Consider the following 26,851-nt stretch of genomic DNA (forward strand, 5'->3'; position numbering starts at 1 on the left):
AGCAAATGGCCACTACAACTCAAACCAAAAAGACCCCATCCAAGCCTGCTACCAAGAAAGCAGCGAGCAAGACTCCCACGACTCGTAAAGCCGACAGTGCGGAACTGGAAAGTTACAAACTGCAAATCGAAGCGTTGAACGCTGAACGTGAGCTTATGTTGGCGGAGATGAACGAACTGCGTGTTCGCGTCGACATCGTAAACCTGACAAGCATCGTATCGGAGTCAGACCTCAAAGGCGACATTGTTTCGATCAACGACAAGTTCGTAGAAATCTCCAAATACAGTCGCGACGAATTGATCGGAGCCCCACACAGTACGACTCGGCATCCGGATATGCCCAAGGAAGTTTTCAAGGAACTGTGGTCAACCATCGGACGAGGCAAGACGTTCCGGGGAGTGATCAAGAATCGTGCGAAAGACGGCACTCCCTATTACGTGGATGCTGTCATCGCGCCGGTGATGGGGCCTAATGGCAAACCGTTGAAGTACATCGGCGTTCGCTATGACATCACAGCCGCTGAGATTGAACGACAGAACGCCCGCGGTATTCTATCTGCCATCGATAACGCGTTTGCGTATAGCGAGTTTGACGTCGCGGGCAATTTGATTGCTGCGAATGAAAACTTCCTCCGCATCATGGGATATCGCTTGGAGGAACTGACCGGCAGACACCATCGCCTACTGGTCGATAGCGCGTACGCAAATTCTGGCGCTTATCTTGAGTTCTGGAACGACCTTAATTCCGGCAAGAGCAAATCGTCGGTATGCAAACAGGTCACCAAAGACGGCCGCGAAGTTTGGACACAGTCAGTGTATGCGGCGGTCAAAGACGAAATGGGACGCGTTGTCAAAGTGGTTGCAATCGCTACTGACATCACAGCGGATCGTTTGCAGTCAGCCGACTTTGAAGGTCAATTGTCTGCAGTCAGCAAATCCCAAGCGATCGCTGAATACTCGCTCGACGGAACGCTTTTGAAATCGAATGAAAACTTCACGAATGCCCTCGGCTTCAGCGCTGAGGAATTAGTAGGCAAGAATCACAGCTCACTACTGGAAGAATCGGAACGCCAGAGCCCTGCCTATCGCGAGTTTTGGGCGAAACTGAAACGTGGTGAGTTCGTATCTTCTGAATACAAACGAGTAGGCAAAAATGGCAAAGAAGTTTATCTGCAGTCGTCCTACAATCCGATTCTCGATCTCAATGGCAAACCATTCAAAGTCGTCGCGTTTTCCACCGACTTGACGCAACAGGTGGCGGTCCGCAACGAAATGCGGAAGAAGGTCGACTACTTGCTCGAACTAGCTTCCAAGGGTGATTTGACTCAAAACATCGAAGCAACTGGCGATGATGCGATCAGCCAAATCTGTCGCGGGCTGGGCGAGTTCTTCGGTGAACTTCGCAAGACCATCTCGTCGATGGCCGACAACGCCGCTTCGCTCTCCGGAGCATCCGAGGAACTATCGTCGGTGAGCAGTCAGTTGAATATCAACGCCGAAGAAACCTCAGCTCAAGCCAACGTGGTCTCTGCTGCTTCGGAACAAGTAAGCCAAAACGTAAAAACCGTGGCCACCGGCGTCGACGAACTAAACGCAGCCATTCGAGAGATCGCGATGAACGCTGGCGAAGCTGCCAAAGTTTCGCAGCAAGCGGTGTCGATCGCGGCTACCACCAACGAGACCATCACCAAGCTGGGGCAAAGCAGTTGCGAAATCGGTAAAGTTGTCAAAGTGATCACCTCGATCGCTGAACAAACGAACTTACTCGCTCTGAATGCGACCATCGAAGCAGCCCGAGCTGGTGAGGCCGGCAAAGGGTTCGCTGTGGTCGCCAACGAAGTGAAGGAACTGGCAAAAGAGACCGCTAAAGCCACCGAGGATATCAGCAAGAAGATCGACACGATCCAAAATGATACTCGCGGAGCAATTCATGCGATAAGGGAAATCAGCGAAGTGATCACTTCGATCAACGATATCTCCAACACCATCGCCAGTGCCGTAGAGGAACAGACGGCAACTGCTAATGAGATGGGGCGAAGCGTGTCCGAAGCAGCCAAAGGCACCATCGAGATTGCTCAGAACGTGGCCAACGTAGCCGTCGCCGCTAACAGCACCACTCAAGGTGCCAGCAACACGCAACAAGCGGCAGCAGAACTGGCTCGCATGGCTACGGACTTGCAACGCCTGGTTTCTCGATTCACCTATTGATTTGATCAATCCAGCAACTTTCATTGGCGTTATGAAATGAAAACGACCGGCAGGTGGACTACTTGCCGGTCGTTTCTTTTTGGTTCGGGTATTTCCAACCTTAGGCTTTGCTTGGATCGCAACAGCTTGATTATCGACCGTCGCGTTTTCCTTGCGAGCGACGATTGACCGACGAGGAGTGTGCGTTGGTGCGGACACTGCCGCTTTGCGAAACCCTAGCTTTCGTCGCAACGGCCTTGGGAACTCGGTTCTGTGCCTTTAGTTCAGCTTTAGGAAGTCCGGCAACACCCTTTCCTGGCGCAGCGGGCACGCTCATTGGCTTGGTTTCCTTCAACTCGACCGCATCTTGTAGCTCAAGTCGCTTATTGCGGCTTTTACTGCTGACAGGCGCCTTCTTCTTTACAGCTTTCTTCGCGGCCTTGGGAGCGGCTTTCTTGGTGGCTGTCTTTGTGCTTATCGCTTTGCTGGCCGTAGCCGTCTTGGTTGCAGCCTTGGCTTTGACGTTCTTTGCGATGCGTGCTGTCTCAAGTTCAGCTCGAACGGTAGCTCGCGTGTTTCGGTGCCCTGCCGAGCGAACTTGCTTGGGAGTCGACGCTGGTTTCGTGCCCGCTTGTACGCCAGCCGCTTCGCCCGACTCGATGACCGCTAGCCGATCGACGAACGCTTGGTGAACTTCGTCAAACAGCTCCACTTTCTTTAAGCTGCGAGCGTTATCTGCTGTCTGACGAGCTCCCGCTGCCGACTGCGACGCTCGCGTTTGCTTTAGCGAGAGGTCTCGCAGTTTGTCGCGCAGCGTACGGCTTCGAGTAACCAGACTTTTCACTTGAGCGACCGTCAAGGTCTTGAGGACCTTTGCCTGCGACTTTTCGAACAAAGCAAACTCGGTATCGGTGCTCAATGCCTTTGCTTGTGATGTTGTAAATCCCATACTTGCAATTCTCTTCCTTATAGCAGAAATCGTCGTGTTACACTTTGTCCGCCTCGCAGGACGACAAATGACAGCAAGCCCGCATTCTACGACAAGGCAGGAAGAGTTGACTACTCCAGATGACCCATTGAGCTGGTTATTCTAGCGTTTAAGAACGATTGTTACTTCACGGCGGTTGTATGCCAGTTGCCTCGCTTTGACTTCGGAAAAGCCCCAGGTCGATACTCGTTGCAAGTACTCCGGTAACTTCAGTGCATCTTCTGGTTCCTGAAGCTTGATGGTCAAGTAAACCGACTTACTGCGATTGGACTCGTGCGTCACGATTGCTTCGACCGTATCGAGCGTGTAATTCGGAGCGACATTGGCATCGCAAGCCAAATGCTGGAACGAGCTGAAGAAACGCCGCTTGAGCGAGATGGCTCGACTGCGAACATGCTTGAACTTTGGATGAGCCAAAAGCGATGGGTCCATTTCCGCAGGATCAACCCCTGTAACTCGCAAACCGATATCGGTGTAGAACTGGCAAGAGCCACCCGGCGAACTGCCAATCTCAACCAGTTTGGCATTCTCCTGGAAATCGATCTCGGACCACAGCACCGTTTCGGCGGCTTTCAGGTAAGCGCGACTGACCATAGTGATAGGCAAGTTCAATGCGGGTACGCCACCGGGCCAACGTTCGTAGACATCTTTAACGCGATGTGTCCCCAACCACCAACGGCCAGGTCGCTCCAAGATAATGTTCGCGACCTGCGCCCCTTCGGGTGCGTTGCCGTTGATCAGCGAGGCTCTCGCATCGCCGTTTGCCTGCAAGTGATTGCGGATCAGGCCGACGACTTCGTCGACTAGCAGCGTTGGCCCCGGTTCAAAATCCCGGTTACCCGGCACATTGGTATCTGGCTCCCAAATGTGCAGATGCGTCCACTCAAGCGTCGACAATTCCTGCAAAGCCTTAGCGACCAAGACGCTGCTTTGCTCCTCTTCCAGCTTGCATAAAATATGCCCCCCCAAGCGAACGAAAGGGTTCTTGGGCACTCCGGTCGACCACACCGCCGTCGGGAAATCACTCTTGAACGTAAGAAAACCATGGTGCGAGTACGCCAAACGGAACGGCGAAGGCTCTTCGCACAACATCTGTTTGACAACCGATTGCATGCCGTATTGGCAGACGGCAAAGTAGTACGGAGTAAGCAATTTTCGACAAATCCTACGTGCGAGACAAAAGCGAGTCGCGCAAGTGTAGTTCGATTCGATGAAGAATCAAAGCCAAACTCTCACCCCATCAAGCTTGCGGCTTGGGAGGTGAAGCCAGCAGTTGGTCGATCTTCTTGTGCAACTCCGTCATCCCTTTCGGTGCTGCACCTCGCCACAAATAGCGAACGATGCCGTTTTGATCGACCAGCAATGTCGACGGATAAGCGAACCCGCCAGCCGACAGCATGCGTGTGATCTGCGTTCGAGTGAATACGGCCGGGTCAGCGTAAATCGGCATGGTAGCATCGATCTGCGACAAATACTGCTCGGTCCTACGAGCCAGCTCTTGCAGATCATCGCGGACCGCATCATCACAAGAAACACTCACAAACTTGACTTGCGGATTGCTTTGAAACTTTCGATAGACTTCATAAAACTCTGGATACTCAACGCGGCAAGGCGGACACCAAGTTCCCCAAAAGTGATACACGACGACTTGGCCCCGAAGCGCTGTGTTGCTCAGCTTTTCCTGTGTCCCACTGATTGGGACTAAATCCAGTTCTGGCATGGGCGCGTTGACAATCGTCGACTGATCACGGCCGATGTAGATCAAAATCATCATGCCAATCAACATGAACAAACCAGCATACAGCAGCCAGCGCAGACCGCTGGAGGGTTGCGTGGGCTGGTTAGATGACGAATTGACGGCGTTGTCCGTGCTCATGTTGGTCGCTCCATGGAGGGAGAAAAATAGCCGAGCCGTAGTCGGCGTCGTGGATTGCTCAAAAATGCTTCGCCTTCTATTGTAGTGTTTTGCCCAGCGCGGCCAAGCAACACCAGGGCAAGTCAGATAGTTACATTGCGCATTAGCCAAAACGCGATTGCCTCGGTTCATTAGCCGAAACGCGATAGCCTCGGTTCATTAGCCGAAACGCGATAGCGTCGGTTCATTAGCCACAACGCGATAGCCTCGGTTCTTTAGCCGAAACGCGATAGTGCGCTATTGCTCAACGGCTAATTTGCCTAAATTCAAAAACTGATTTGCCTTGAAGTGGCAGCGGCAGCGAAATACATAAATGAATTCCGCCTCAAGGCGGTGCTACGAACCAACATGCTCGTTTCCTTGAACGGCATTGCCCTCAACACAACTTCGTCGGGTTGTCTTTATGCTGGAAGTCGAACAGAAGTATCGCGTTGCGGAACTTGCGGAGGTCCTAGATCGCTTGGCCGATCTGCAATTTGTCGAAAAATGCGTCGAGCAACATGTCGACACGTATCTGCGACATCCGGCTCGCGATCTCGCTGTCAGTGGCGAAGCCCTGCGGGTTCGACAAATCGGATCGGAACTCTTTGTAACTTACAAAGGCAAGCGTTTGGCAGGATCTGTAAAAATTCGGCCGGAAATCGAGTTGCCAATCGCCGGCTCGCTGGAGCAATGGCTCGCATTATGGGGAAACCTGGGGTTTACGATTGCCCAGCAGGTACGAAAGCAGCGACAAGTCATGAATTCCGCTCGATTTCCCGACGTGACCATCGCGGTCGACAAGGTCGAAAGACTAGGCGATTTCGTCGAAATTGAACTGCTGATCGGTGATGACAGCGACCAAAATGCGGCTACTCTAGAGATCACCCAGTTGGCAAAATTACTGTCGCTCAGTTCCGTCGAGCCGAGAAGCTACTTGCGGCAGATTCTGGAACTGGATCAGCAAACTGGGACTTAGGTCAACGCAGCCAGCTAGGAGAACCCTGCCCGGGCTGCAATAATGTCGACTTGAGGCAACGGCTTTTTCGACTTCTTTTTTAACCTTCAGAAACCTTGTGTGGTGTAGTTATGAGATTTAGGAGTTTTGGCTTCCTACTCGGAGTTCTTTGTGCAGCAGCAGCTTTGCCCGTTGTGCAACTTCATGCAGAACCATTGGACCTTGATAAAGTGGACCAATCCACGATCGCTGTGCGTGTTGAAAAGGCGTTCTCGAACTTTCAAGTCGAACGGCCAATCTTTATTGATCATGCTGGTGATGGCAGCAACCGATTGTTCATCGGATCGCAGCTTGGCAAAATCTTCGTCTTGCCTAATCCTCAAACCGATGAAGAACCAGAGTTGTTCTTGGATATCACCGATCGCGTAGTTTATAACGATCGACAAAACGAAGAAGGCTTGCTGGGGCTGGCTTTCCATCCACGCTTTAAAGAGACCGGCGAGTTCTTCTTGTACTACACGACCAAGAAGGAACCGCAACTCAGTTACATTTCTCGATTTCGAGTGTCAAAGGATGATCCCTCCAAAGCGGACCCGGCCAGCGAAGAACTGCTGATGCAGATCAAGCAACCTTACTGGAATCATAATGGTGGCACCATCGTCTTCGGACCAGACGGCTATCTGTACATTGGCCTGGGCGACGGTGGGATGCGCGATGATCCACTGCAAGCTGCCCAGGACCTTACCACCGTACTCGGAAAGATCCTACGTATCGATATCGATAACAAAGCTCCTGGCTTGGCTTATGGCATTCCTTCCGATAATCCGTTTGTGAAAACTCCTGGTGCTCGTCCAGAGATCTTTGCCTATGGACTACGCAATGTCTGGCGGATGGCATTCGATAAAGCCAATGGCGACTTTTACGTGGCCGACGTAGGCCAGGACCTTTGGGAAGAGATTAACCTGGCAGAACGCGGCGGCAATTACGGTTGGAGCCATCGCGAAGCTTTCCACGAAGGCAAAAGCAGCAAGGTCGAACTTGCGTCGCCCATCTCGGACCCAATTTGGGAGTATCCGCACAAAGACGACGTTGGCAAATCGATCACCGGTGGCGTTGTCTACCACGGTGAGAAGGTCCCCGAGTTAAAGGGCTATTACCTGTACGGCGATTATGTCTCCGGTCGGCTATGGGCGCTGAAGATCGATCCAGCGACTCGCAAAGTCGTCGAGAATCGAGTCATCGAGTGGCCTCAACACTTGCCCATTGTGACATTTGGCACCGATGAAGATGGCGAAGTCTACTTTACGACAACCACCGCTGGCGGCATCATCTTCAAGTTTGCTAGCAACAAGTAATTTTGCTCATGCCTCCTCCAAGGCATCTGCTATTTCACTTTGTAAGCGTCTGAAGGCTTAGAATGTAGTCTCGACGCGATGCCAGCCGATTGGTATTTAAATGAGAACGCAAATGGAACGGTGAGCGTTCCATTTGCAAGCAAAGCATGATGCTGTTTGCTGTATCGATTCTAACCAACGTCTCGCGTTTGAGGTGCAAGGATGCTATCTCGTCAAATGATCCGCCAAGCGATCTGCTCTTTGGTGGTTACAGGTTCGCTGATCAGTCATTCTTACGCTCAGTCTCAGACGCGCGAAGGTGCTGCGATGGGCGGGCTTGCCGGAGCCGTGATCGGCGGCATCGTCGGCCACCAAAACAATGAAGTGGCCGAAGGGGCACTCATTGGTGGAGCCGTAGGGGCAATCACCGGCGGCGTCATTGGGAACGCTCGTCAGAAAGCTCAGCAGCAGCAACAGCAACAGTACTATACGCAACCGACGCCGGTATATCGCTCGACGGTGCAGCAACGCGTCGCGACACCGTATTACACCAGCGCACCAGCTCAAGTGGTCTCTGCACGCAAGCCGGTTTCGATCGCTGATGTCATCACCATGACACGCAGCGGCGTCAACGATGGTGTGATCCTGAACCAAATCCACACCAACGGAGTGATCAGCAATCCAGAGGTCAATGAAGTTGTACTGATGCATCAGCAAGGGGTAAGCAACGTCGTCATCACCGCGATGCAACAAGCCAACGTTGGCAATCCGACAACGGTCACCTACAGCCAGCCAGCTCCGGTCATCATCGAGGAGCGACCAGCACCGGTCATTGTCACACGCCCCGTACATTCAGCTCCGGTCTACTATCAGCAGCACTATCACACTGCCCAGCCGTACTATTATCGCCGCGGCTTCTAAAAAGCTTTCGGCCCTGCGTTGACATGCTGCACTGAACGATTCGCTTGCTGGCACGGGCGTCTTCAAGCTGAAGGCTTGTCACAATTGCTGCCGTGGCCGATCCGGTCACGGTTTGCATGCGCAGTTGATCCCTCAGGCCCGGAGGGCCAAGACAATTGATTTGCGCCAGCCCTTCGGACTTATCGGTCTCAAGGAACCTCAAAGTCCGGTGGCCTGCGGCACACCGGCAATAATTGTTACGGCCCTTCAGGCTGCCACCTCAATATTCTGCCAATTATCCCGCCCATCTCGCACCACCGCTCAACTGTCATTCTCTATAATGGCAGACATGCAGTCTCAATCCTCATCACTTCCGGTTAAACACTTATCGCATCGAGAAATCTCGCTTAGCGATTGGGATACGTTGTGCGATCAGAATGCCACTTATTTGAACGCCACTGTTTCATTCAATGGTTCTTTTTCTTTCCAGGCAAAGTCATCTGACGCGTCAGTCTCAAATAGCAAGTCATCACAACACGAGTCCGCAGCAGCCTGCATCACTTGCACAGCCTCATCGCTGATCAGCAACAGCGATTGGCCTTCAGAAGTTGCACTAGCGCAGCATCGCAACCAACAGTACTCGATCTACGCTATGACCAATTCCAGCGGCGGCGTTGTAGAGCGCTACGCTTATACCGCTTACGGTCAGCCAACAGTGCTCAACGCATCCGTCTCAGTCATAGCCACCAGCGCCTATAACAACAGGTACACCTATACTTCCCGCGAGTGGGATCATACCGTCGGTTTGCATTACTTCCGAGCTAGATGGATGAGTGGGCATAGTGGTAGGTTTTTGGGAAGAGATTCCCGTGGCTACGCCGATGGCTGGAACTTGGCAATCCCGTACTTCGGTTTCGAAAATGTTGATCCTTTGGGAACTAGCATAATTGTGCAAACAAGAGATGGAGGCAGTGAACGGCATAAGCGCGATTGTCAAGATAATTTAAACATTGACTTTTATGTCAGATTTTCAGCACCTTGCGAAGGGTATTTGATTAAGTTCATCAGGGCAACTTGCAAGAATGCACCATGCAACGGTGGTGAATGCGGCGGCTTTACCTCCCGACGCACTGAAGCAATGCAAGTTCAAAAATTCGCAAAAGATCAGAGCTACGACTATCCTTTCACAGAGAGCCCAGCACAAGGTGGTAGCCCTAGTGGCTGCGGCAGCTTTACACTTTCTGTCACTCTGCGGTATTATTGTTCAACCGATCTACCGCCGGATTTTTCAAATAAACTCGTTCCTCCTTCTAAGTATCCGACAAATTGCTGTTATTTCCCAGCGGGAGGAGATGGGTGGGAAGAAAACCCGAAAACTGGCAACCGCTGGATACAGGATTATCATAAGGGCGAAGGACAAGGCGAATACAAAATAGATCTTGACTGGGAATGTTGTAAGGATTTTAGCTGCTCGTTTGTAGGAGAAAGTAGTGGAGACCCGAAAAGATAATGTCAACAGTATTTTCGATTGGCATAATTACTTGGGTAGCGATTTTCCTGGCGCATCCTGCAGGGGGATATGCTTTATCTCTCGCGATTTGCGTGTTAAGTATGGCGATTGCAATACTTAGGTGCACTTGGAGAACGTCTATTTCATGGATTGCTATAGCCCTTAGGATCAATCATTTGTGCTGCTCGTTGCTAAACTTTGTTGTATTGTTGGCTACGCAAGTTGTATTCATCGCGTTTTATTATCCACCAGACAGTAGGCTACTTTTCTCGCCGGGAGGGGTAGAGATCTCTTTTTACACCGTGCCATGGGATCGACAATCAGATATTTCTTCTGGTGAGTATTTTCCGCCATTTCGGATTGGAAATAGTGAAGGGGCCGCAGATATTACGAGCACAAACATTTTCCGCGATGAGAATCATATCGCAGTCGTTAGCATCAGATATATAGTTATATTGATAGTAGTTGTTTTATCGTCAATTGTGTGGATCCCTCCGAAGCAATGTTCACCAAGTAAGAGATAGCAACGAGTGATTAAAACGGCTGCAAGCTGTGGACGGTCCTTCTCCCCAGCTTTGCGGTTGTTCAATGTTTTTCTCTACAGAATTACCAGCTACTAATCTAATTTGCAGTAGCTGTTTGCAGGGCTCAAGAACGAGCCAGAACGCAGCTTAATGGCCAGAATTTGTGTTGATGATTGTCCATTAAATGCGGATTTCTCTGACTGATACGGATCTTCGAATTGCTCAGCCATTAAAGGCAAGTTGCTCTCGTTACTCATAATGCAATTCTTGTTAGCGAAGCGGGCTATGATTCGAACGCCCCCTCTCGGCTCGCAAGACTCGCCACTCTCCTGGCCGGGAGAGTTAAGCAACTCTTTCAACTTAAATCTCCGGTAATGGTAGTTGAGTATCTGATTGATTGATGCAGCTCATGCGGCTGCAAGCAGTAATGACGCGAACATCATCTGTTAATAACTTCACATCGAACGCTGAATAAATATTGGCTTCGGATCGAAGCAGCCGAGCATCTTCGAAACTCAGTTGCTTGAACTTTATGTTCTTGCGTGCCTTGGTGCAGACCTCTCGCACGCGATCGTCCAGCGATGTCCAGATAACAGCGAAGTAGCTGATCAAGTAATACACTGTTCCCATATCACCACGCGTATGCCAGGGACTGCGATACTCTTGGAAGCTCATGCCCTCCGCTCCGCATTGTTGGCATCGCGGCGCATGGTCATCGACTTCTGCTTTGGTACTTGGCGATTGGTTCTCTTCGATCAGCTTGCTTGCATCCTTAATGCTCGATTGCAGTAATGACTTATGTCGAACTATATTCACATCGTCATCATCGTCCGTATCATCATCTGAACGCGGATGGTTAAATGCGTTCAGCGCGGCACGTGTCTGCTGAATGTTTGCTTTGCGGTTTTGAGCTTGGAATAAGCCTGCATAACGGATGCGATAAACGCTTCTGGGAACGATATGCCATAGATAGCGTCGCACGAACTCGCCGCCGGGCATCGATTCTTTCTCGTACTGCTCCTTACGATAATTCCACAAGCTGATCGTAACACTTTGTCCGTCATCGCTGACGATCCGCTGGTCACTGATCGCCGTGCCTTGCACGTACTCCGACAAGTAGACCGCGCATTGTCGCTTGGTGGCAAGTACATCTGGAGTGAGCTGAGCATCTGCGACCCAGCTCCTGGCCGCGATCGGTGTTAACCATTCTGCCAACGACTGAGCGTCTGGAACTTCTAATTGCTCAGCAGTGGATTTTAGTAATAACTTGCCACGTCGAAAGAGACTCTTGAGCCCTCGGATGAACTTCTTTCGAAAGACCTGCGCCAGACGCTTGGGCTGGATCGCCGGCGCATCGGAAGGGATCTCTGTCCACTGTCGACTTTCCTGGTCAATGCCACCGGCAGTCATCATGACGTGGATGTGAACATGCGGCAGCATCCGTTGCCCCCACGTGTGCAGGGTCATCAAGATCCCAGGACGGCAACCGAAAGCTTCTTGGCAGGTTTCTAGCAGCGTCTTTTGCGCACACTGGAAGAACAGCTTATAGCTCTCAGCCGCATTGTCTCCGAATAGCTCGGTCAGTTCATGCGGCGCGGTAAAGACGACGTGATAGTACTTCGTATCTAGCTCCCAGGACTGGATCGTATCGAGCCATTTCTTACGCTTGAGCCAGCCGCAGTTGGGGCAATGACGATTGGAGCATGGCGAATACAGAATGCGTTTGGAATCACACTGGCCGCAGCGGAACCAACTGGAGCCATACGCACCGGAGCGGCATTCGAGGATCTTGTCCAGCGCATGTCTCGCATATCGTGGAATAGAATCATCGTACAAGTACGCTTTGCCATAGTGACGCAGAGCTGCAAGTACATTCTCGCTTGGTTCCCCTGGTAAACGATGATTCAGCGAGCAGGAGATCGTCTTGGTGCTCACGTTTGTTGACTGATTCAGTAAAAGTACCGTCATAACTGCGACGCATGTAGCTGCATTGTAGAGCATGACCTGCACTATGATGCCGACGCTGATCGATGGCCTCCAAAGAATTCTTTTGATTCTTCATCATCAGCCCTTGCACAAGGCCTTGCTGGCCCGTTCTGCTGAAGGGGCCTGCTTTGAAGAACTTCTGTTTGATTCCATCTATCGCCCACACAAACACTCTTGATGGACCCGCTCTCATGCTTCAACGATCACGAACTTATCAAGATAGCTTTCCACGCTTAGAGGTCTTTCTGACAGCCCCATGGCAAGCGACCGTCGAAGCCTATGCCGATAGTCTGCAAGGGATGCTGGATCGACCGGCGCTGATAACTTTCTTGCAGGAACAGTTTGGGCTTTCGATCGCTCAAGCGGCTCAGTACCAAGTCGGCTTCTCCGATCGCTCGCTGGGCAGTGAAGTTCCAAGCAATCGCGTGAAGCTGGGCCAAGAGATTCGCAATCGACTAACGCAGTTGGGGATCTACAAGGACAATGGCCGAGAGACGATGCGTGGTTACGTGACGATCCCGCTGTGGGATGAAGCTGGCGTGATCTCGGGCATCGAAGGCTGGCGGCTGGATGCCAAAAGCAAGAACCCCCAGCGGCTTGTGATTGGTACGGGATGCAGCAAGCTTGAGAGAAGGGATCTGAACAGGGATCAGGCTTCAGGAGTCAGACTTCAGGAAGAGGAAGTGTTGCAAGATGCAGTGGCTGTACAAGAAGTGACGGGCGATGGGTCGAGTACGAGTACGAGTACGAGTACGAGTACGAGCACGAGTACGAGCACGAGCACGAGCACGAGCAAGAGCACGAATGAAGTTCCGCCGGGCAGCGGCGTCAGCTTCACCGTGGAATCTGAATCGGTGTTGATCACACGCGGTGACCGCAGCTATCGCATCCGAGGGCTGGATCGCAACATATCCAGCTTATCTTTGAAGGTCAACGTCACCGCAGCGCGAGCGGACTTGATTCACGTCGACACGGTCGATCTGATGAAAGCTCAATCGCGCAATAGCTTCCAACGCGCAACCGCTGTGGAGTTGTACTGCGAGGAGGACACCATCAAGCGTGATCTCGGCCAAGTCTTACTCCATATTGAAGAGCTGCGCAATCGCCAGATCGAAGCGGCCAAGGGGATTACTAAACCCGTCGAGCTATCGCCGCAAGAGCAGCAGCAGGCACTGGGCTTGCTGAGCGATCCCCAGTTGATCAGCCGCATCATTAGCGATCTGGATCAGTGTGGCATGGTGGGCGAGCCCTTCAATAAACTCGCTGCGTACCTGGCGGCAACCAGTCGTTTGCTAGACAAGCCACTGGCGATCCTCGTGAGGTCCAACAGCGCAGCCGGTAAGACCACCTTAATGGACTCGATCCTTCATCTGATGCCACCCGAACATCAGTTGCGATTAAGTAACCTTACCAGTCAATCGCTGTACTACCTACCAGCCGGCTCGATTGCTCACAAGATACTGGCTATTAGCGAAGATCAAGGCATCTCCGAAGCAGCGTACGCTTTGAAGCTGCTACAGAGCGAAGGTAAGCTGACGCATGCGACCGTAGGCAAGAACGCTCAAGGGAACTTCCAAATGCAAACGCATGAAGTCGAAGGACCGGTGCAATTGTTTCTGACTTCCACACGCATGCAGTTGGATGAAGAGCTGGTGAATCGATGCTTTGTCCTCACCGTGGACGAATCGAGCCAACACACGCTGGCGATCCAACAGCGCCAACGACAACTCGAAACGCGAGCAGGTAAAGCCTCATTGGAACAGACCCAGCAGATTCGCAGCCTGCACCGCAATGCCCAGCGGGTGATTCGTCCGATGGAAGTCGATAACCCACTGGCCGAGACGATGCAGTTCCCTTGCAGCCGAACTCGCAATCGCCGCGATCATGAGAAGTTCCTCACATTGATTCGCACGATAGCTTTATTGCACCAACACCAGCGTCCCGTGATTTGTGACGAAGCTGGCGTCGAACGCATCGAAGTGGTTCAGACCGATATTGATTTAGCCAATCGTTTGGTCGAACGCATTTTGAAGCTGAGCATGGACGAGCTGACGCCGCAGACACAGAACTGTCTGACGTTGTTGCAGCAACTGGTGGAATCGATCGCAAAAAGGGACGGCGTCCGCAACTGTGAAGTGCGTTTCACAAGACGCATGCTGCGTGAATCGATCCAGTGGAGTGATTACCAAGTATCGACGCATTTAGACCGCTTGGTATCGTTAGAATACGTGCGAGCTCATCGCGGCCGACAAGGGGCCACGTACGTCTACGAACTTCTCTAGTTGCCCGTAGACACCCGACTTCCAGGGAAGTTCCAGGTAACTTCCAGGGGTCAGCAGCCATCATCTAAAGCCTTCTAGGATCTGATCTTAGTGCCTCTCTCCTGGCTTTCAAGCCAGATTGCGAGAGCCCCTGCCTGTCGCCATAGGTGCATCTGCCATGGCCAGGCTTAAGGCATTGGTTACTGGTTTCCCATTTCAGACTTTTTATTTCTAGGTTCCAACCATGTTGTATCCATCTTTGCTGCAAGCGTACTATCTTGATCTTCGCGTATTGAACTGGTCAGAGTCGACCATTGATCGCCGCAAGTCAAGCTTAAGGCGTTTCATTAACTGGCTGCAGGCGCGTGCCATCGATCACATCGGACAGGTTACTGCCGAGCACGTGGCCGCTTATCAACGCAGCCTTTATCATGTAGGCCATCTGCGCAGCGGGGCTCCCTTGGCCAGTTCGACGCAAGCGTCCTATCTATCGACCCTGTCGCACTGGCTGCAGTGGTTATGTTTGAAGGGTCACTTGCCATTCAATCCAGCGGTAAGTTTGGAACTGCCCAAAGCGGAAGTTCGCTTGCCCATGAATTACTTAACGGAGCCCGAGGTCGAACTGTTGATCAATCAGCCCGATGTGAAAGACGAGCTTGGCATCCGTGACCGAGCATTACTGGAGATCTTTTACTCTAGTGCGATTCGTCGCCAGGAGCTACTGTCGCTTGGGGTTTATGACATTGATCGCAGTCGTCGGTTGTTGATGATCCGCTTGGGCAAGGGGCGTAAGGATCGCGTGGTACCGATTGGTGTGCGAGCCTTGCAGTGGCTTGAAAAGTATTTGGCCGATGTGCGTCCTTGGTTGCTGGCCGGTCATGGTCGCAAGCGATTGGGGCCAGCGGCAATGCCAACAGATCGAATCTTCTTGAGCAACACGGGCAAGCCGTTATTGCCCGGTCAAGCTTCGAAGATGGTGCGAGACTATCTGGATCAGGCGGGGATTCACAAGAGCGGCGCGTGCCATGTGATTCGTCACACGACGGCAACGTTGATGCTTGAGAACGGCGCGGACTTAAGAAGTTTACAGACGTTGCTGGGTCATGCGAATTTGAATACGACTCAGATCTACACGCACGTGACCATCGATCGCTTGCGTAAAGTGCACGACGCCACGCATCCGGCTAAACCAGATGTCGAAGGCACCTCAGCAACTCCACCCGCTGAGTAGCTCAGCGACTCCGTTCGCTGAGTAGCCAGTAGCTCAGCGACTCCGTTCGCTGAGTAGTATGTAGCCCAGCGACTCCGCCTTCTTCGTTTAACCGTCAGCCGCCAGGCGTACGCGTTCTTCTTCACCCTCTCGCTTGCGGGAGGGTCGGCCGCGAGTTCCACGAGCGACCGGGGAGGGCGAGCCGCCTACGCGTCCACTTGCCAATTGACCTCGAGGCACCTGCCTCATCAAGCCAACGGCTTGTCACAATTGCTGCCGTGGCCGATCCGGTCACGGTTTGCATGCGCAGTTGATCCCTCAGGCCCGGAGGGCCAAGACAATTGATTTGCGCCAGCCCTTCGGGCTTATCGGTCTCAAGGAACCTCAAAGTCCGGTGGCCTGCGGCACACCGGCAATAATTGCTACGGCCCTTCAGGCTGCCACCTCAATATTCTGCCAATTATCCCGCCCATCTCGCACCACCGCTCAACTGTCATTCTCTATAATGGCAGACATGCAGTCTCAATCCTCATCACTTCCGGTTAAACACTTATCGCATCGAGAAATCTCGCTTAGCGATTGGGATACGTTGTGCGATCAGAATGCCCCTTATTTGAACGCCACTGTTTCATTCAATGGTTCTTTTTCTTTCCAGGCAAAGTCATCTGACGCGTCAGTCTCAAATAGCGAGTCATCACAACACGAGTCCGCAGCAGCCTGCTTTACTTGCACAGCCTCATCGCTGATCAGCAACAGTGATTGGCCTTCAGAAGTTGCACTAGCGCAGCATCGCAACCAACAGTACTCGATCTACGCTATGACTGGCTCCAGCGGCAGCGTCGTAGAGCGCTACGCTTATACCGCTTACGGCCAGCCAACGGTACTCAACGCATCTGCCTCAGTCATAGCTACAAGCGCTTATGACAATCGCTACACCTATACCGCCCGCGAGTGGGATCATACCGTCGGATTGCATTACTTCAGGGCAAGATGGATGAGTGGGCATAGTGGAAGGTTTGTAGGAAGAGACCCGATTGGGTACAGAGGAGGGGATAATCTGTACGGTTTTCTTGTTTTAAGAGTTCTAAACAAACTTGATCCAAGTGGCTTGGAAACGGTTTACACGCCGCCACGGCCAGTTCCAGACAACTCCTGGGGATTGCCTAGCCACAATCCACTGGATGGTCCGCTAACTTTCGATCATAAAGAAAAGAACAAACGATGCGTGTTTTACTTCCCTCCCTATAATGAAAATGGTTATTGGTCTATGGGAGTTGATTCAATACCGCATAATGACGGATATAGCGGTGTCGTAGAAGATCCCTCCACGATTCCGTCGATCATTTCGTCTCGTGGATGTTGCGAGATACTGTTTGTCGGTCATCAGGGGCAGAAGGGTGGCGTGAAAATAAAGAAACCTGGTTCTGAACCTATTCAGGTCTTACCAACTCAAGACAAAGCTCTTGAGACTGGCATTCGCACTGCATTGGAAGGAAATACTTGCTCTGGTTGTTCGATTTTTTTCTACACTTGTGGAGGTGGATATCCTTGGGAGCAGACTGAGGTTCGAAAGAAGATTGCCTCATCAACGGGTTGTGATGTGTATGGCCAGAAAGGAGAGCGGCGACCGTCACCGATTCATCCACGAGATCCGCTCGCATTAGAGGATGGTGGCGAAGGATATTTCTGTACTGCAGATAAAAGTAAATGGTATCAGAAGCCATTCGTAGACGGGTGTTCTGGAAAACCCTTCCGATTCTTTAAAGACTCAACTGACAATCCGATTAGAAAATGAGTGAAATAAATGTCGATTACGCGATGGATGCTATTATTAGCTATGGCAATCGGATGCCGGTCTTCCGACAGCGATTATGCTAGCACGATATTGCTCAAAAACTTTGAAGAAAAGAGTTTTAACGCGAGACCCCACGTTCTGACGGTGAATAGTTTTTCAACTGTTGAAAGCAATCCCACCGCGGATGGGACCATATATACGAAACTGCGTATGACGGATGACCCTAACCGCTTGCAGATTCTAAATACTAAAACCTTTCCTGCATATTTCGATGACGTCGTGTATATGCCATCAGACAACGCGTGGCTGTGTTTCAAGTTACGGTATCGAGAATCTCCGGAGCTTTACCTAATAGACAAACAAGATAGGTCTCACAAGCTGCAATTATCACCTGAATCGAGTCTGTTGACGGGAGTATTTACCACAATTAATGCGTTTGTGTTTTTTGACTATGGTAGGCCTCCAAATGACCATAAATTGCTTCTCTACCAGTTTAAGGACCTCAATTCTGATCCACGACAGTTTAACGAGTTTGAACTAAACGTCGAAAATCAAGCTGGCGACTGGTTTTTGCATGCAAGCACATTCGTGGACGAAAGAAGGAATTTGGTTGGTCTAATATCAGCCGATGGATACCCTTGCGTCTGGCGTCTAAGCGCTTCTGGACACAATCGATTAGAACGCAATGTGCTTGAATACACGAAGCAATTACACAAAAAACAAGGCCCAGGACGGATGGCTGTTTCGTCGAGTAACCGATTCGTTGCAGTTGTTATTTCGGATGACTTAAGCGAGCCGATGCATCCTCTGCACGAGCGACGTTCAGATTTAATGATTTGGGACCTCGACTCAGGAGCGATGACCCATCAATTCTCAGACCTTAGCACATTAGACAGTCAGTCAGTCGAATTCCTAGGTGATGCAAGTATTGCGTTACTTGGTGAGGCTTCGTATTCAACAATCGATTTATCAACGAAGAGGATCGAACGTGTGGAACGTCCAGATACAAGGAAATTTTGCGAATTGTTAGCAATCTCCAACCAAAGGATTTTGCAACTGTGTAAATCCTCCAATGGAAAAATAAAAATAAGTATCGACCAAATTAAAGACGACAGTGAGTGACATTGAAAGATGGTGAGAGAATGCGGAGAATGAGTGTCGATGGCCTATAACAAATTCGTTTATGATCGCACTGGCTGCAGCGGAACCAACTGGAGCCTTACGCTCCGAAGCGACAATCGGAGTTCTTGACCAAGTAAGAGATAGTAACGAGTGAGTAAAAGCGGCTGCGAGCTGTGGATGGACCAGAAGTTTGAATGGTGAAGTTGGAAGTTTGAGAGACAAAGCCAATGTTTTCTCTACAGAATTACCAGCTACTAATTTAATTCGCAGTAGCGGTTTACAGGGCTCAAGAACGAGCTAGAACGCAGCTCAATGGCCACAGTTTGTGTTGATGATTGTTCATTCAATGCGGATTTCCCAAGCTGATGCGTATCGTCGAGTTGCTCAGCCACTAAAGGCAAGTTGCTCGCGTAACTCAGTTCGAATTGCTGATAGTCTTTCATCATGCTAGACCTCTGGCAGCGGTAATTGGACATCCAACTGTCCATTGCATAACAGGTAGCTGCAAGCGGTAAGGACGCGAGCGTCATCCGACAGCAACTCAACATCGAAGGCCACGAAGGCATTGGCTTGTGATCGAAGCAACTGAGCATCTGCGAAACTCAGTTGCTTGAACCTTATGTTCTTGCGGGCCTTGGTCCAGACCTCTCGCACGCGATCGTCCAGCGATGTCCATTCTTGTAGGCCGGAACGAACAAACAATTCAGTGCCGGAACTTCGAACGACTTTCTACCCAGACGGACTCTAATAGCCAATTTCATCAGAAACCTGTTTGTGCTGTTCCGGCAGATCGCGTTCTTGTTCCGGCCTACGCAACTCCTGGAAGCTCATGCCTTCCGCTCCACATTGTTGGCACTGCGGCGAGTCAGCAACTTGCCATTAATCCCACTGGCTTGTCCAGTGGATTGTTGGGTTTCTCGCTAAACGACAGAGCCCGCCATAACGGGAATCCCACCGGCTCGTCCGGTGGATTGTTCGTAAGCGTACATAGGCCGGTGGTGATTTTTGGCGTCGTGGCGTGAAAGTGCGGTGTAGGTTTGTTGCGTTGATGCATGTCCGCTATGCGTATCGCAAGAAAAACTGACTAATGCCGCGAACTACCAGCCAAGTTAAGCTCCAGCTTTGGAAGGAGCGCTTCGAACAATTCAACCTGACCGATCAGACGATCCAGCAGTTCTGCCAGTCGCTGGGTTGCACGCCGGCCACGTTTCACTACTGGCAACGCAAGCTCGGATCCAATGATCAACCGGAGATGCAACCACAGCGGGAGAAGTCGTCTGCCTTCGTACCTGTTGTGCTTCGAGGCAGCAGTTGCCGTTCAATCGTAGTGCGAGTCAATGATGGGACGCGGATCGCTGTTCCTGTTGATGCACTATCAGCACTGGAAGCTGTGCTTCAGCACTCGCAACGGGTGGCGCGATGATCAGCTTCTCACCATTGCTCAAGATCTACTTGCACCGCGATCCGATCGACATGCGCAAGAGCTACGATGGGCTCTTCGGGATCGTGAAGAACGAACTCGCAATGGACGTTCGCAACGGTGGGCTATTCATGTTCATCAACTTGAAACGCAACCGTGTGAAGTTGATGTACTGGGACAAAGACGGAATCGCGATCTGGCAAAAACGCCTTGAACAAGGAAGCCTTCAGCACCCTCAACCAACAGGCAATGCCAAGCATCTGGAGATCGATGCATCGGAACTCAACTTGCTGCTCTCAGGCATCGATCTAGCGAGCGTCAAGCGACGTAAACGCTACGTTGCACCGGTGATACCAAGCACTGATCCAGCGGTCGTAACATGACTAAAAAAACTTCTTACTTTTTTATGTCTTGTTAGCTATGACCACTTGCGCTTTTAGCGAGTGGCGCTATAGTACCAACATGCAAAACGCCAATGAACTACCGAAAGATCTGGACACTGCTCACGAAGTCATCGTGACGCAGTCGGGGTTCATTATGGAGCTTGCAGCGAAGAACGAAAAGCTTGAAAAGGAACTAGCTGAGGCGCAAGCAGCCTTCGCAAAACTGCTAGCTGGTAACCGCAGCGAAAAGTTCGTTAACCCAAAGCAGCAACTGCTTGAGTTCCCGGAGGACAAAGAACTACAAGCTGTTCTTGATGCGGCCAAGCGCCAAGCGGAAGAATCGCTACAGAAGATCACTTACACTCGCAGTGCTCGCAAAGAAAAGACAAAGCTCCGCAGTGATGAATTCCCAGCTCACTTCCGTCGTGAAGAGATCACCGTTGCAATTCCTGCTGAAAAGCAAACGCTGATCGATGAAGGCAAGTTGATTCTGCTGCGTTATGAAGCACGAGAGGTGATGTGCTACAAGCCAGCAGAGGTATTCGTCAAGCGATTCTTGGAGCCGGTCTTCGCTACTGCCGAGGCCCCAAACGTCGAAGCGTTCCGCGTGGATATGCCCGCTGCGTTGGGGGAACAAGGCAAATATGACGCAAGCGTTTCTGCTGCGATCATCAATGGGAAGTTCGGACTGCATATTCCTTACTATCGACTGCAAGATGTCTTTAGCGCCAGTGGCTGGACGCCGACCCGCTCGACGATTGATTATCAAACCGATTTGGCTGCTGAAGCGATTGAAGAGTTGCCCAAGCTGATGATTCGTCGCTTGTTGGCTGGTCAGTACGTGGGCATGGATGATACAAGCGTTACGCTACTGATGCCAACCGAAATCCCCGAAGCGAATCAAGAGTGCTCACGGACGATGCGTTTAATCGAGAAGATGCATGAAGCAAAGCGAAGGGGAGAGAAGTCGTTGGACGCAAAGATGTGGGCCTACTCAGGCGGCGCGGACGCTCCCTACGACGTGTTCGACTTCCGCGCATCCAGGCATCGCGATGGGCCAGCGGAATTCTTGGTTGACTACACCGGGCATGTGATGGCTGATTGTTACTCTGGCAACTTAAGCGTGGTCGTGGCACCGGGCAGTTCGATGACTCGAATGGCTTGTTGGTCGCATGCGCGCCGACACATCTACGAAGCTAGAGAGGTCGACCTCAGCATCAGTGCTATGCCACTGGCGATGATCAACCAGTTGTATGATATCGAGCGTAGAGCTTTGGAGTGGTCGAACGATCAGCGAGCGCAAGTGCGTGAGAATGAATCGAAGCTGATCTTAAGTCGATTGGGAGAGTGGCTGGATGGTCCAGTTGCTAAGAGTGTGTTGCCATCCAGTAAGCTTGGAGCGGCGTTTAACTACGTTCGTAATCATTGGGACGCACTGAATGCATACGTGTTGGATGGCAGGCTACCGATTGATAACAACTGGGTCGAGCGACTGATGAAGCGCGTGGCGGTTGGCAAGAAGAACTGGCTCTTCATCGGTTCGTTGCGGGCTGGAATACGTAACGCAAACTTGATGACGTTGGTAGCCAGCGCACATCGCCACGACCTCGATGTGCAAGTGTATCTCAGAGATGTAATCGAGCACCTAAACCGCGGCACAGCGCCCCCGAGCGAACTGCTGCCCGATGTCTGGAAGGCCAGCCACCCCGAAGCCATACGTACCTATCGTGAAGTAGAGCGCCGCGACAAAGCCGAGCTAGCAAGACTACGAAACGCTAAGCGCCGCCTACTGAAGTAGTCGCCCCGCCTTGGGCGATTCTCCTACCAACGCTCTGTACGCTTACGATTGTTCGGCTTCTCGCTAGTTAACATCGCCCTCTAGCAAGAAACGGAACGATCTCCTGGGCAAGCCAGGAGCATTGGAAAGACAGCAGGCCAAGGCACATCGTTCTGAGATCGCGAGCTCTGAGCGACCGTTGGGCTTGCCCCAACGTGTCGCAATAGGATTGGTGTGCTAAATTCGTCCGCGTCCCCGCCTTCTCCTGCTAGAACTCCAAAGCGGTGTCCGATGGGGGCAAGCCCCAAACGGACTTGCGCGCATGTCATGCTCTAGCGTTCCAATCCTATTGTGAAGACTGGGCAAAAGAATGGGGGCAGGAGAATGGTCATGGAATCTATTCTACTGCCCTGATTCTCCTGCCATAAGAAATCCGGTCTCTCTTAGCGCAACAATCTCATAGCGAAGTTAGGGCACAAGGCGCCGCTTCGCGTCGATGCATGCACCACAGCGCGATCCAAATCCCACTGGCTTGTCCAGTGGTTGGTTGGGTTTCTCGCTACACCAAAGAGTCCGCCATAACGGGAATCCCACCGGCTCGTCCGGTGGATCGTTCGGCTTCTTGCTTTGCCGCAGCGCCCTCTAGCAAGAAACGGAAGGATCTCCTGGGCAAGCCAGGAGCATTAGTGGTAGAGGGGTCGTTTGTTCGTAGGGATGTAGCGAGAAACGTAACAATCTCCCGGTCAAGCCGGGAGCATTAGAAAGACAGAAGACCAAGGCACAACGTTCGGAGATCGCGAGTTCTGAGCGACCGTTGGGCTTGCCCCAACGTGTCGCAATAGCTGTCTAGAACACCAAAGCGGTCGCCGACGGGGGCAAGCCCCGATCGGACATGCTCGCACGTCAGGATTGCTTTAGCTCACCAATCTTATTTCGAAGTCTGGGCACAAGGCCCAGAACCGCAAAAGTAGCGAGAACAGACGCTGCTTTCGCGGAGCGAAAGGCGACAATCACGAAATCAACAGCCCGCTCGGCCGGTGGATCTCCCTGCTTCTAGCAAATCCGTCGCTCCAATAATAGCCTCGTATCCTCATTCAGCTCGCGGGCTAACTGCTCGAGGTACAGCACGAGAAATTCGGTTCGCTTTTCCGACTCCAACCGGCCAGCATTGGTTTGCATCGTATCTTTCAATCGCAATAGCTTTACGAAAAAGTGGTCAATGGTGTACTGCGAATCCATAGCAGCCCGATGAAGCGGAAACGGTTCCTCATCATGGAGAAGCTTCTGTCCCATCGCGCCGCCAGTCATTAAGCAGCGCGATAATCCGATGGCACCCACTGCTTCTAAGCGATCCGCATCTTGCAGTACCTTGGCTTCAATGGTCTCAGCAGCGATCCCTGCCGAGAAGCTGTGGGCAGCAATAGCGTGCTCAATATCGGGGAAGTGTGTTTGCGAATACCCGATGTCTTGCAGGCACTTGATGGCTTGCGTAGCGGCAAGCAAAGAAGCCTGCGGTCGCTGTGGCGAATTTTTGGGGACACACACACAATCATGAAACCAGGCTGCAGGTAAGATCACGTCTGGATTAACGTTTTCGCTGCGTCCAATGAGCTCGACATTCATCAGAACACGACGAACGTGTGAAACATCATGCCCCGAATCTGCCTTGGCCATCAATTCCGATACGATGATGGAAATTGGCTCGTTCCACTGCTGCTTCCAAACTTCCCATGCATCCATGATCGGCGAATATCACTTTCCATTTTCTAAATTTACAAGGAGGAAACTGCAGGTGCCTAGCTGTCCCAGTCGCCGCAGAACCAAGTGCGAGCTCAACGCCCCCTTGGGACTGATCGTACGTCGCTCACTAGCAGTATAAGCGATCGAGGCAAACTGGCCATCGTGCGACTGGCTGCCAATTATCCCCGCATTTGCCTTGGTATTTTCAAGAGTTCCAGCCAATCGCTCCGCACCACTAGCGTGCCTTCGAGCCCGAAGGGAAAGAATTCAAGGTGTTTCAGTGGCGACTGTTCACAACGCAGCAGGTCTTTCGTTATAATAGAGGCTCCCCGCCTATGCATGTTGGCTGCGTTGATGCCCCTCCCTCCAATATCAATCGCTCATTATGAAGTACCTCTTTAGTGCCATCGTCGCGGCTTGTATTGCGATTCCATCGTACGCTCAAGAATTAGTACAAAGCGATTCCGACTTATTCGAAATCTATGTCCGTCCAACCCTCATCAATCGGTGTATCCAGTGTCATGGGGAAGAAAAGCAAGAAGGTGGCCTTTCGTTGGCGGCCATAGAATCAATCCTAACTGGCGGTGATTCGGGGCCTGCGATCAGCATGGAAGTCGGCGCAGAAAGTTTGCTTCTATCGGCGATTCGCCATGAATCGTTGGAGATGCCGCCCGACGGCAAACTTGACGATGCCACGATTGCGGGTATTGAAGCTTGGCTTGCCGCTGGCGCGCCTTGGCCCAGCCAGACTGTCTTGCATCCTAAACCAGTGATCGATGATGAGGATCGTGGTTGGTGGTGCTATCAGCCGATCACAGATCCAGCGGTGCCTATCGTGCAAGATAATGGCTGGTGCCGAAACGAAATCGACCGCTTCATCTATCAGAAGCTTTCTCAGCATGGCCTAACCCCGTCGGCTGAAGCGCCTGGGCAAGTTCTGCTGAGACGTCTAACGTACGGTTTGACAGGCCTGCCGCCTGAGCCTAATAAGCTTGCTCGGCTCGCTACCGGCCAGGAGTTCTACGGCGCTCTGGTCGATGAGTTGCTCGCCGACAATGCCTATGGCGAACAACAAGCTCGGTACTGGCTGGACTTGGTACGTTACGCAGACTCCGACGGCTATCGTGCGGATGCAGAAAGACCGCATGCAAAGCAATATCGTGACTATGTCATCCGCGCGATGAATGCCGACTTACCTTACGATCGGTTCGTTCAACAACAACTGGCCGGGGATGAATTGTTTCCAGGTGACCAAGACGCCGTCATTGCGACGATGTATCTACGACACTGGATTTACGAACATAACCAACGCGATGTCGAGCAGCAGTGGCATGAAATCCTAAACGATGTCACAGAGACTACGGCCGATGTGTTCCTTGCTCAAGGTTTGAAGTGTGCACGCTGCCACGACCACAAGTACGATCCGTTATTACAAAAAGATTTTTATCGACTCAAAGCGTTCTTTGCTGCGTTGATGCCGCGTGAGGACTTACCAGTCGCTGATCTTGATGCACGGCTCGCTTACAACGAACAATGGCAGGTTTGGGCCCAAGCCACTTATTCGATTCGAAAGCAGCTTTACGAGTTAGAGAATCCAACCCTGCTGGCTCATGCAACTCGCGAAGGCTTTGACAAGTTTATCGATGAGATCAAACAGATGGTGGTCAAGTTTCCTGAGGAACGCGACATGTATGAGCGTCAAATCGCGGCCCTTGCCCAGCGACAATTCGACGTCCATCCCGATAAACTTCCCACTTGGCTGGCACCAGAAGCTGAACTGCAACGCCAGAGCTTGCATGCGGAACTGGCTGCCTTGGAACACCTGAAGCCAGCGGCACTGCCAACGCAAGTCTTTGTAGCGACCGATGTCGGTCCCGACGCTCCACCAACCTTCATCGATCGCGACGCCTCGCGGCCCGCGATTGAGCCTGGCTTCCTGACGATCCTGGGCGAAGAACCGGCAAATATTGAACCGATGCCCCCCGCGTTGAATACTACTGGTCGCCGTAGCACGTTGGCTAAGTGGATGACCAGTCCAGACAATCCACTGACTGCTAGAGTGATTGTCAATCGTGTCTGGCAACAGCATTTCGGCGTTGGATTAGTTGCCAGCAGCAGCGATTTTGGTCGCTTGGGAACACCGCCTTCGCATCCAGAGTTGCTGGATTGGCTAGCCAGCCGGTTCATCGAAGACGGCTGGAGTCTGAAGGCCTTGCATCGTCGTATCGTAACGTCGGCGACCTACCGACAAACTTCGCTCCGCTCTGCAGACGAAGCGACTCGCCTGATCGATCCTGCCAACCGACTTCTGTGGCGAATGAATATGCGACGACTGGACGGCGAGGAGATCATGGACTCGCTGTTGGTTGCAAGTGAAGAGTTAGGACCTGAAGGCCGAGCGATCTACCAATCGGTGATGCGCAACTCGCCGCAACCACTTTTGGCCAGCTTTGACGGACCCGATCGAATTCGAAGTATCAGCGAACGCCATCGAACGACCACTGCTACCCAAGCGTTGCTGATGCTCAACAGCGCTTGGACGGTCCAACGCTCGCAAAAAGTCGCCAGCCGTTTTCAAGCGTTGGATCAGGACGCCTTTGTGACAGAGCTTTATCAAACGCTCTTTGCGCGCATGCCAACTGAGCTCGAACGGCAAGAGGCGGTCCAATTCTTGTATGACTACGCGATCTTGGTCGAACAGCAATCCAACAGCGGCGCAGGCAATTTAGCTTCGGGTGATACGCCCGATCCAGCAAGCGATGCGGAGTCCGAGGATGCCCTGCTGACGCCTGCTGTCAAAGCTCGAACCGCCTATACCCACGTGCTGCTCAATGCCAGCGAGATGATCTATGTTGACTAGTCG

Annotated in this window: 21 protein-coding genes; 13 read left to right on the forward strand and 8 right to left on the reverse strand. The window is 51.9% G+C overall.

Features of this window, described 5'->3' with window-relative positions; translation table 11 throughout:
• Nucleotides 1–5 precede the first annotated feature (5 nt).
• Nucleotides 6–2,207: a methyl-accepting chemotaxis protein gene (locus SH302x_RS21060; protein ID WP_479364640.1), complete on the forward strand. Its 2,202-nt coding sequence runs from the start codon at nt 6–8 to the stop codon at nt 2,205–2,207.
• A gap of 130 nt (nt 2,208–2,337) precedes the next feature.
• Here SH302x_RS21060 and SH302x_RS21065 read toward each other — a convergent pair whose 3' ends face one another.
• The 3 genes from SH302x_RS21065 to SH302x_RS21075 all read right to left on the reverse strand — a co-directional run bounded on the left by SH302x_RS21065 (nt 2,338) and on the right by SH302x_RS21075 (nt 5,050).
• Nucleotides 2,338–3,135, reverse strand: a complete 798-nt coding sequence (locus SH302x_RS21065; RefSeq protein ID WP_479364642.1) for a hypothetical protein — start codon at nt 3,133–3,135, stop codon at nt 2,338–2,340.
• A gap of 141 nt (nt 3,136–3,276) precedes the next feature.
• Nucleotides 3,277–4,326, reverse strand: coding sequence for a class I SAM-dependent methyltransferase (locus SH302x_RS21070; protein WP_479364644.1), 1,050 nt, complete (start codon nt 4,324–4,326; stop codon nt 3,277–3,279).
• An 88-nt stretch (nt 4,327–4,414) separates the two neighbouring features.
• Entirely contained in the window at nt 4,415–5,050 is a 636-nt protein-coding gene (locus tag SH302x_RS21075) for a TlpA family protein disulfide reductase (RefSeq protein WP_479364645.1), read from the reverse strand.
• A 442-nt stretch (nt 5,051–5,492) separates the two neighbouring features.
• On the opposite strand from SH302x_RS21075, the gene cyaB reads away from it, so the two are divergent.
• The 4 genes from cyaB to SH302x_RS21095 all read left to right on the forward strand — a co-directional run bounded on the left by cyaB (nt 5,493) and on the right by SH302x_RS21095 (nt 9,770).
• Nucleotides 5,493–6,047, forward strand: coding sequence for a class IV adenylate cyclase (cyaB, locus tag SH302x_RS21080; RefSeq protein ID WP_479364646.1), 555 nt, complete (start codon nt 5,493–5,495; stop codon nt 6,045–6,047).
• A 110-nt stretch (nt 6,048–6,157) separates the two neighbouring features.
• Entirely contained in the window at nt 6,158–7,381 is a 1,224-nt protein-coding gene (locus tag SH302x_RS21085; protein ID WP_479364647.1) for a PQQ-dependent sugar dehydrogenase, read from the forward strand.
• A 201-nt stretch (nt 7,382–7,582) separates the two neighbouring features.
• On the forward strand, nt 7,583–8,281 hold the full coding sequence (locus SH302x_RS21090) for a YMGG-like glycine zipper-containing protein (RefSeq protein WP_479364648.1): 699 nt from the start codon (nt 7,583–7,585) through the stop codon (nt 8,279–8,281).
• Nucleotides 8,282–8,912: 631 nt separating this feature from the next.
• Nucleotides 8,913–9,770 (forward strand): RHS repeat domain-containing protein, encoded by an 858-nt coding sequence (locus SH302x_RS21095; protein ID WP_479364649.1) that lies wholly within the window; start codon nt 8,913–8,915, stop codon nt 9,768–9,770.
• A gap of 616 nt (nt 9,771–10,386) precedes the next feature.
• Here SH302x_RS21095 and SH302x_RS21100 read toward each other — a convergent pair.
• Both SH302x_RS21100 and SH302x_RS21105 read right to left on the reverse strand, forming a co-directional pair.
• Nucleotides 10,387–10,551: a hypothetical protein gene (locus tag SH302x_RS21100; RefSeq protein WP_479364650.1), complete on the reverse strand. Its 165-nt coding sequence runs from the start codon at nt 10,549–10,551 to the stop codon at nt 10,387–10,389.
• A 103-nt stretch (nt 10,552–10,654) separates the two neighbouring features.
• Nucleotides 10,655–12,262, reverse strand: coding sequence for an IS91 family transposase (locus SH302x_RS21105; RefSeq protein WP_479364651.1), 1,608 nt, complete (start codon nt 12,260–12,262; stop codon nt 10,655–10,657).
• 209 nt (nt 12,263–12,471) lie between these two features.
• On the opposite strand from SH302x_RS21105, the gene SH302x_RS21110 reads away from it, so the two are divergent.
• The 4 genes from SH302x_RS21110 to SH302x_RS21125 all read left to right on the forward strand — a co-directional run bounded on the left by SH302x_RS21110 (nt 12,472) and on the right by SH302x_RS21125 (nt 18,668).
• Entirely contained in the window at nt 12,472–14,562 is a 2,091-nt protein-coding gene (locus SH302x_RS21110; RefSeq protein WP_479364652.1) for an MTBMA_p00010-related P-loop-containing protein, read from the forward strand.
• 223 nt (nt 14,563–14,785) lie between these two features.
• Nucleotides 14,786–15,772 carry a tyrosine-type recombinase/integrase gene (locus SH302x_RS21115; protein WP_479364653.1) on the forward strand — a complete coding sequence of 329 codons (987 nt, stop codon included), beginning with the start codon at nt 14,786–14,788 and terminating at the stop codon, nt 15,770–15,772.
• Nucleotides 15,773–16,265: 493 nt separating this feature from the next.
• Nucleotides 16,266–17,546 carry an RHS repeat domain-containing protein gene (locus tag SH302x_RS21120; protein WP_479364654.1) on the forward strand — a complete coding sequence of 427 codons (1,281 nt, stop codon included), beginning with the start codon at nt 16,266–16,268 and terminating at the stop codon, nt 17,544–17,546.
• A 9-nt stretch (nt 17,547–17,555) separates the two neighbouring features.
• Nucleotides 17,556–18,668: a hypothetical protein gene (locus SH302x_RS21125; protein ID WP_479364655.1), complete on the forward strand. Its 1,113-nt coding sequence runs from the start codon at nt 17,556–17,558 to the stop codon at nt 18,666–18,668.
• Between the two features lie 254 nt (nt 18,669–18,922).
• On the opposite strand, the gene SH302x_RS21130 is transcribed toward SH302x_RS21125, so the two are convergent.
• Nucleotides 18,923–19,114: a hypothetical protein gene (locus SH302x_RS21130; RefSeq protein WP_479364657.1), complete on the reverse strand. Its 192-nt coding sequence runs from the start codon at nt 19,112–19,114 to the stop codon at nt 18,923–18,925.
• 1 nt (nt 19,115) lies between these two features.
• Nucleotides 19,116–19,370, reverse strand: a complete 255-nt coding sequence (locus SH302x_RS21135) for a hypothetical protein (protein ID WP_479364658.1) — start codon at nt 19,368–19,370, stop codon at nt 19,116–19,118.
• 385 nt (nt 19,371–19,755) lie between these two features.
• Here SH302x_RS21135 and tnpA point away from each other — a divergent pair, with 385 nt between their 5' ends.
• The 3 genes from tnpA to tnpC all read left to right on the forward strand — a co-directional run bounded on the left by tnpA (nt 19,756) and on the right by tnpC (nt 22,269).
• Nucleotides 19,756–20,091: an IS66 family insertion sequence element accessory protein TnpA gene (tnpA, locus tag SH302x_RS21140; RefSeq protein ID WP_479364659.1), complete on the forward strand. Its 336-nt coding sequence runs from the start codon at nt 19,756–19,758 to the stop codon at nt 20,089–20,091.
• On the forward strand, nt 20,088–20,471 hold the full coding sequence (gene tnpB, locus SH302x_RS21145) for an IS66 family insertion sequence element accessory protein TnpB (protein WP_479364660.1): 384 nt from the start codon (nt 20,088–20,090) through the stop codon (nt 20,469–20,471). The genes tnpA and tnpB overlap by 4 nt, the downstream gene beginning before the upstream one ends.
• A gap of 79 nt (nt 20,472–20,550) precedes the next feature.
• Complete coding sequence (gene tnpC / locus SH302x_RS21150) at nt 20,551–22,269, forward strand: IS66 family transposase (RefSeq protein ID WP_479364661.1); 1,719 nt, start codon at nt 20,551–20,553, stop codon at nt 22,267–22,269.
• Between the two features lie 1,032 nt (nt 22,270–23,301).
• Here the strand turns inward: tnpC and SH302x_RS21155 are convergent.
• Nucleotides 23,302–23,988 carry an HD domain-containing protein gene (locus tag SH302x_RS21155; protein ID WP_479364663.1) on the reverse strand — a complete coding sequence of 229 codons (687 nt, stop codon included), beginning with the start codon at nt 23,986–23,988 and terminating at the stop codon, nt 23,302–23,304.
• A 385-nt stretch (nt 23,989–24,373) separates the two neighbouring features.
• Here SH302x_RS21155 and SH302x_RS21160 point away from each other — a divergent pair, with 385 nt between their 5' ends.
• The gene (locus SH302x_RS21160) at nt 24,374–26,848 is read left to right on the forward strand and encodes a PSD1 and planctomycete cytochrome C domain-containing protein (protein ID WP_479364664.1); all 2,475 of its coding nucleotides are present in this window, start codon (nt 24,374–24,376) and stop codon (nt 26,846–26,848) included.
• The last annotated feature ends 3 nt before the right edge of the window (nt 26,849–26,851 follow it).

This window comes from Njordella calcicola, assembly GCF_056494125.1.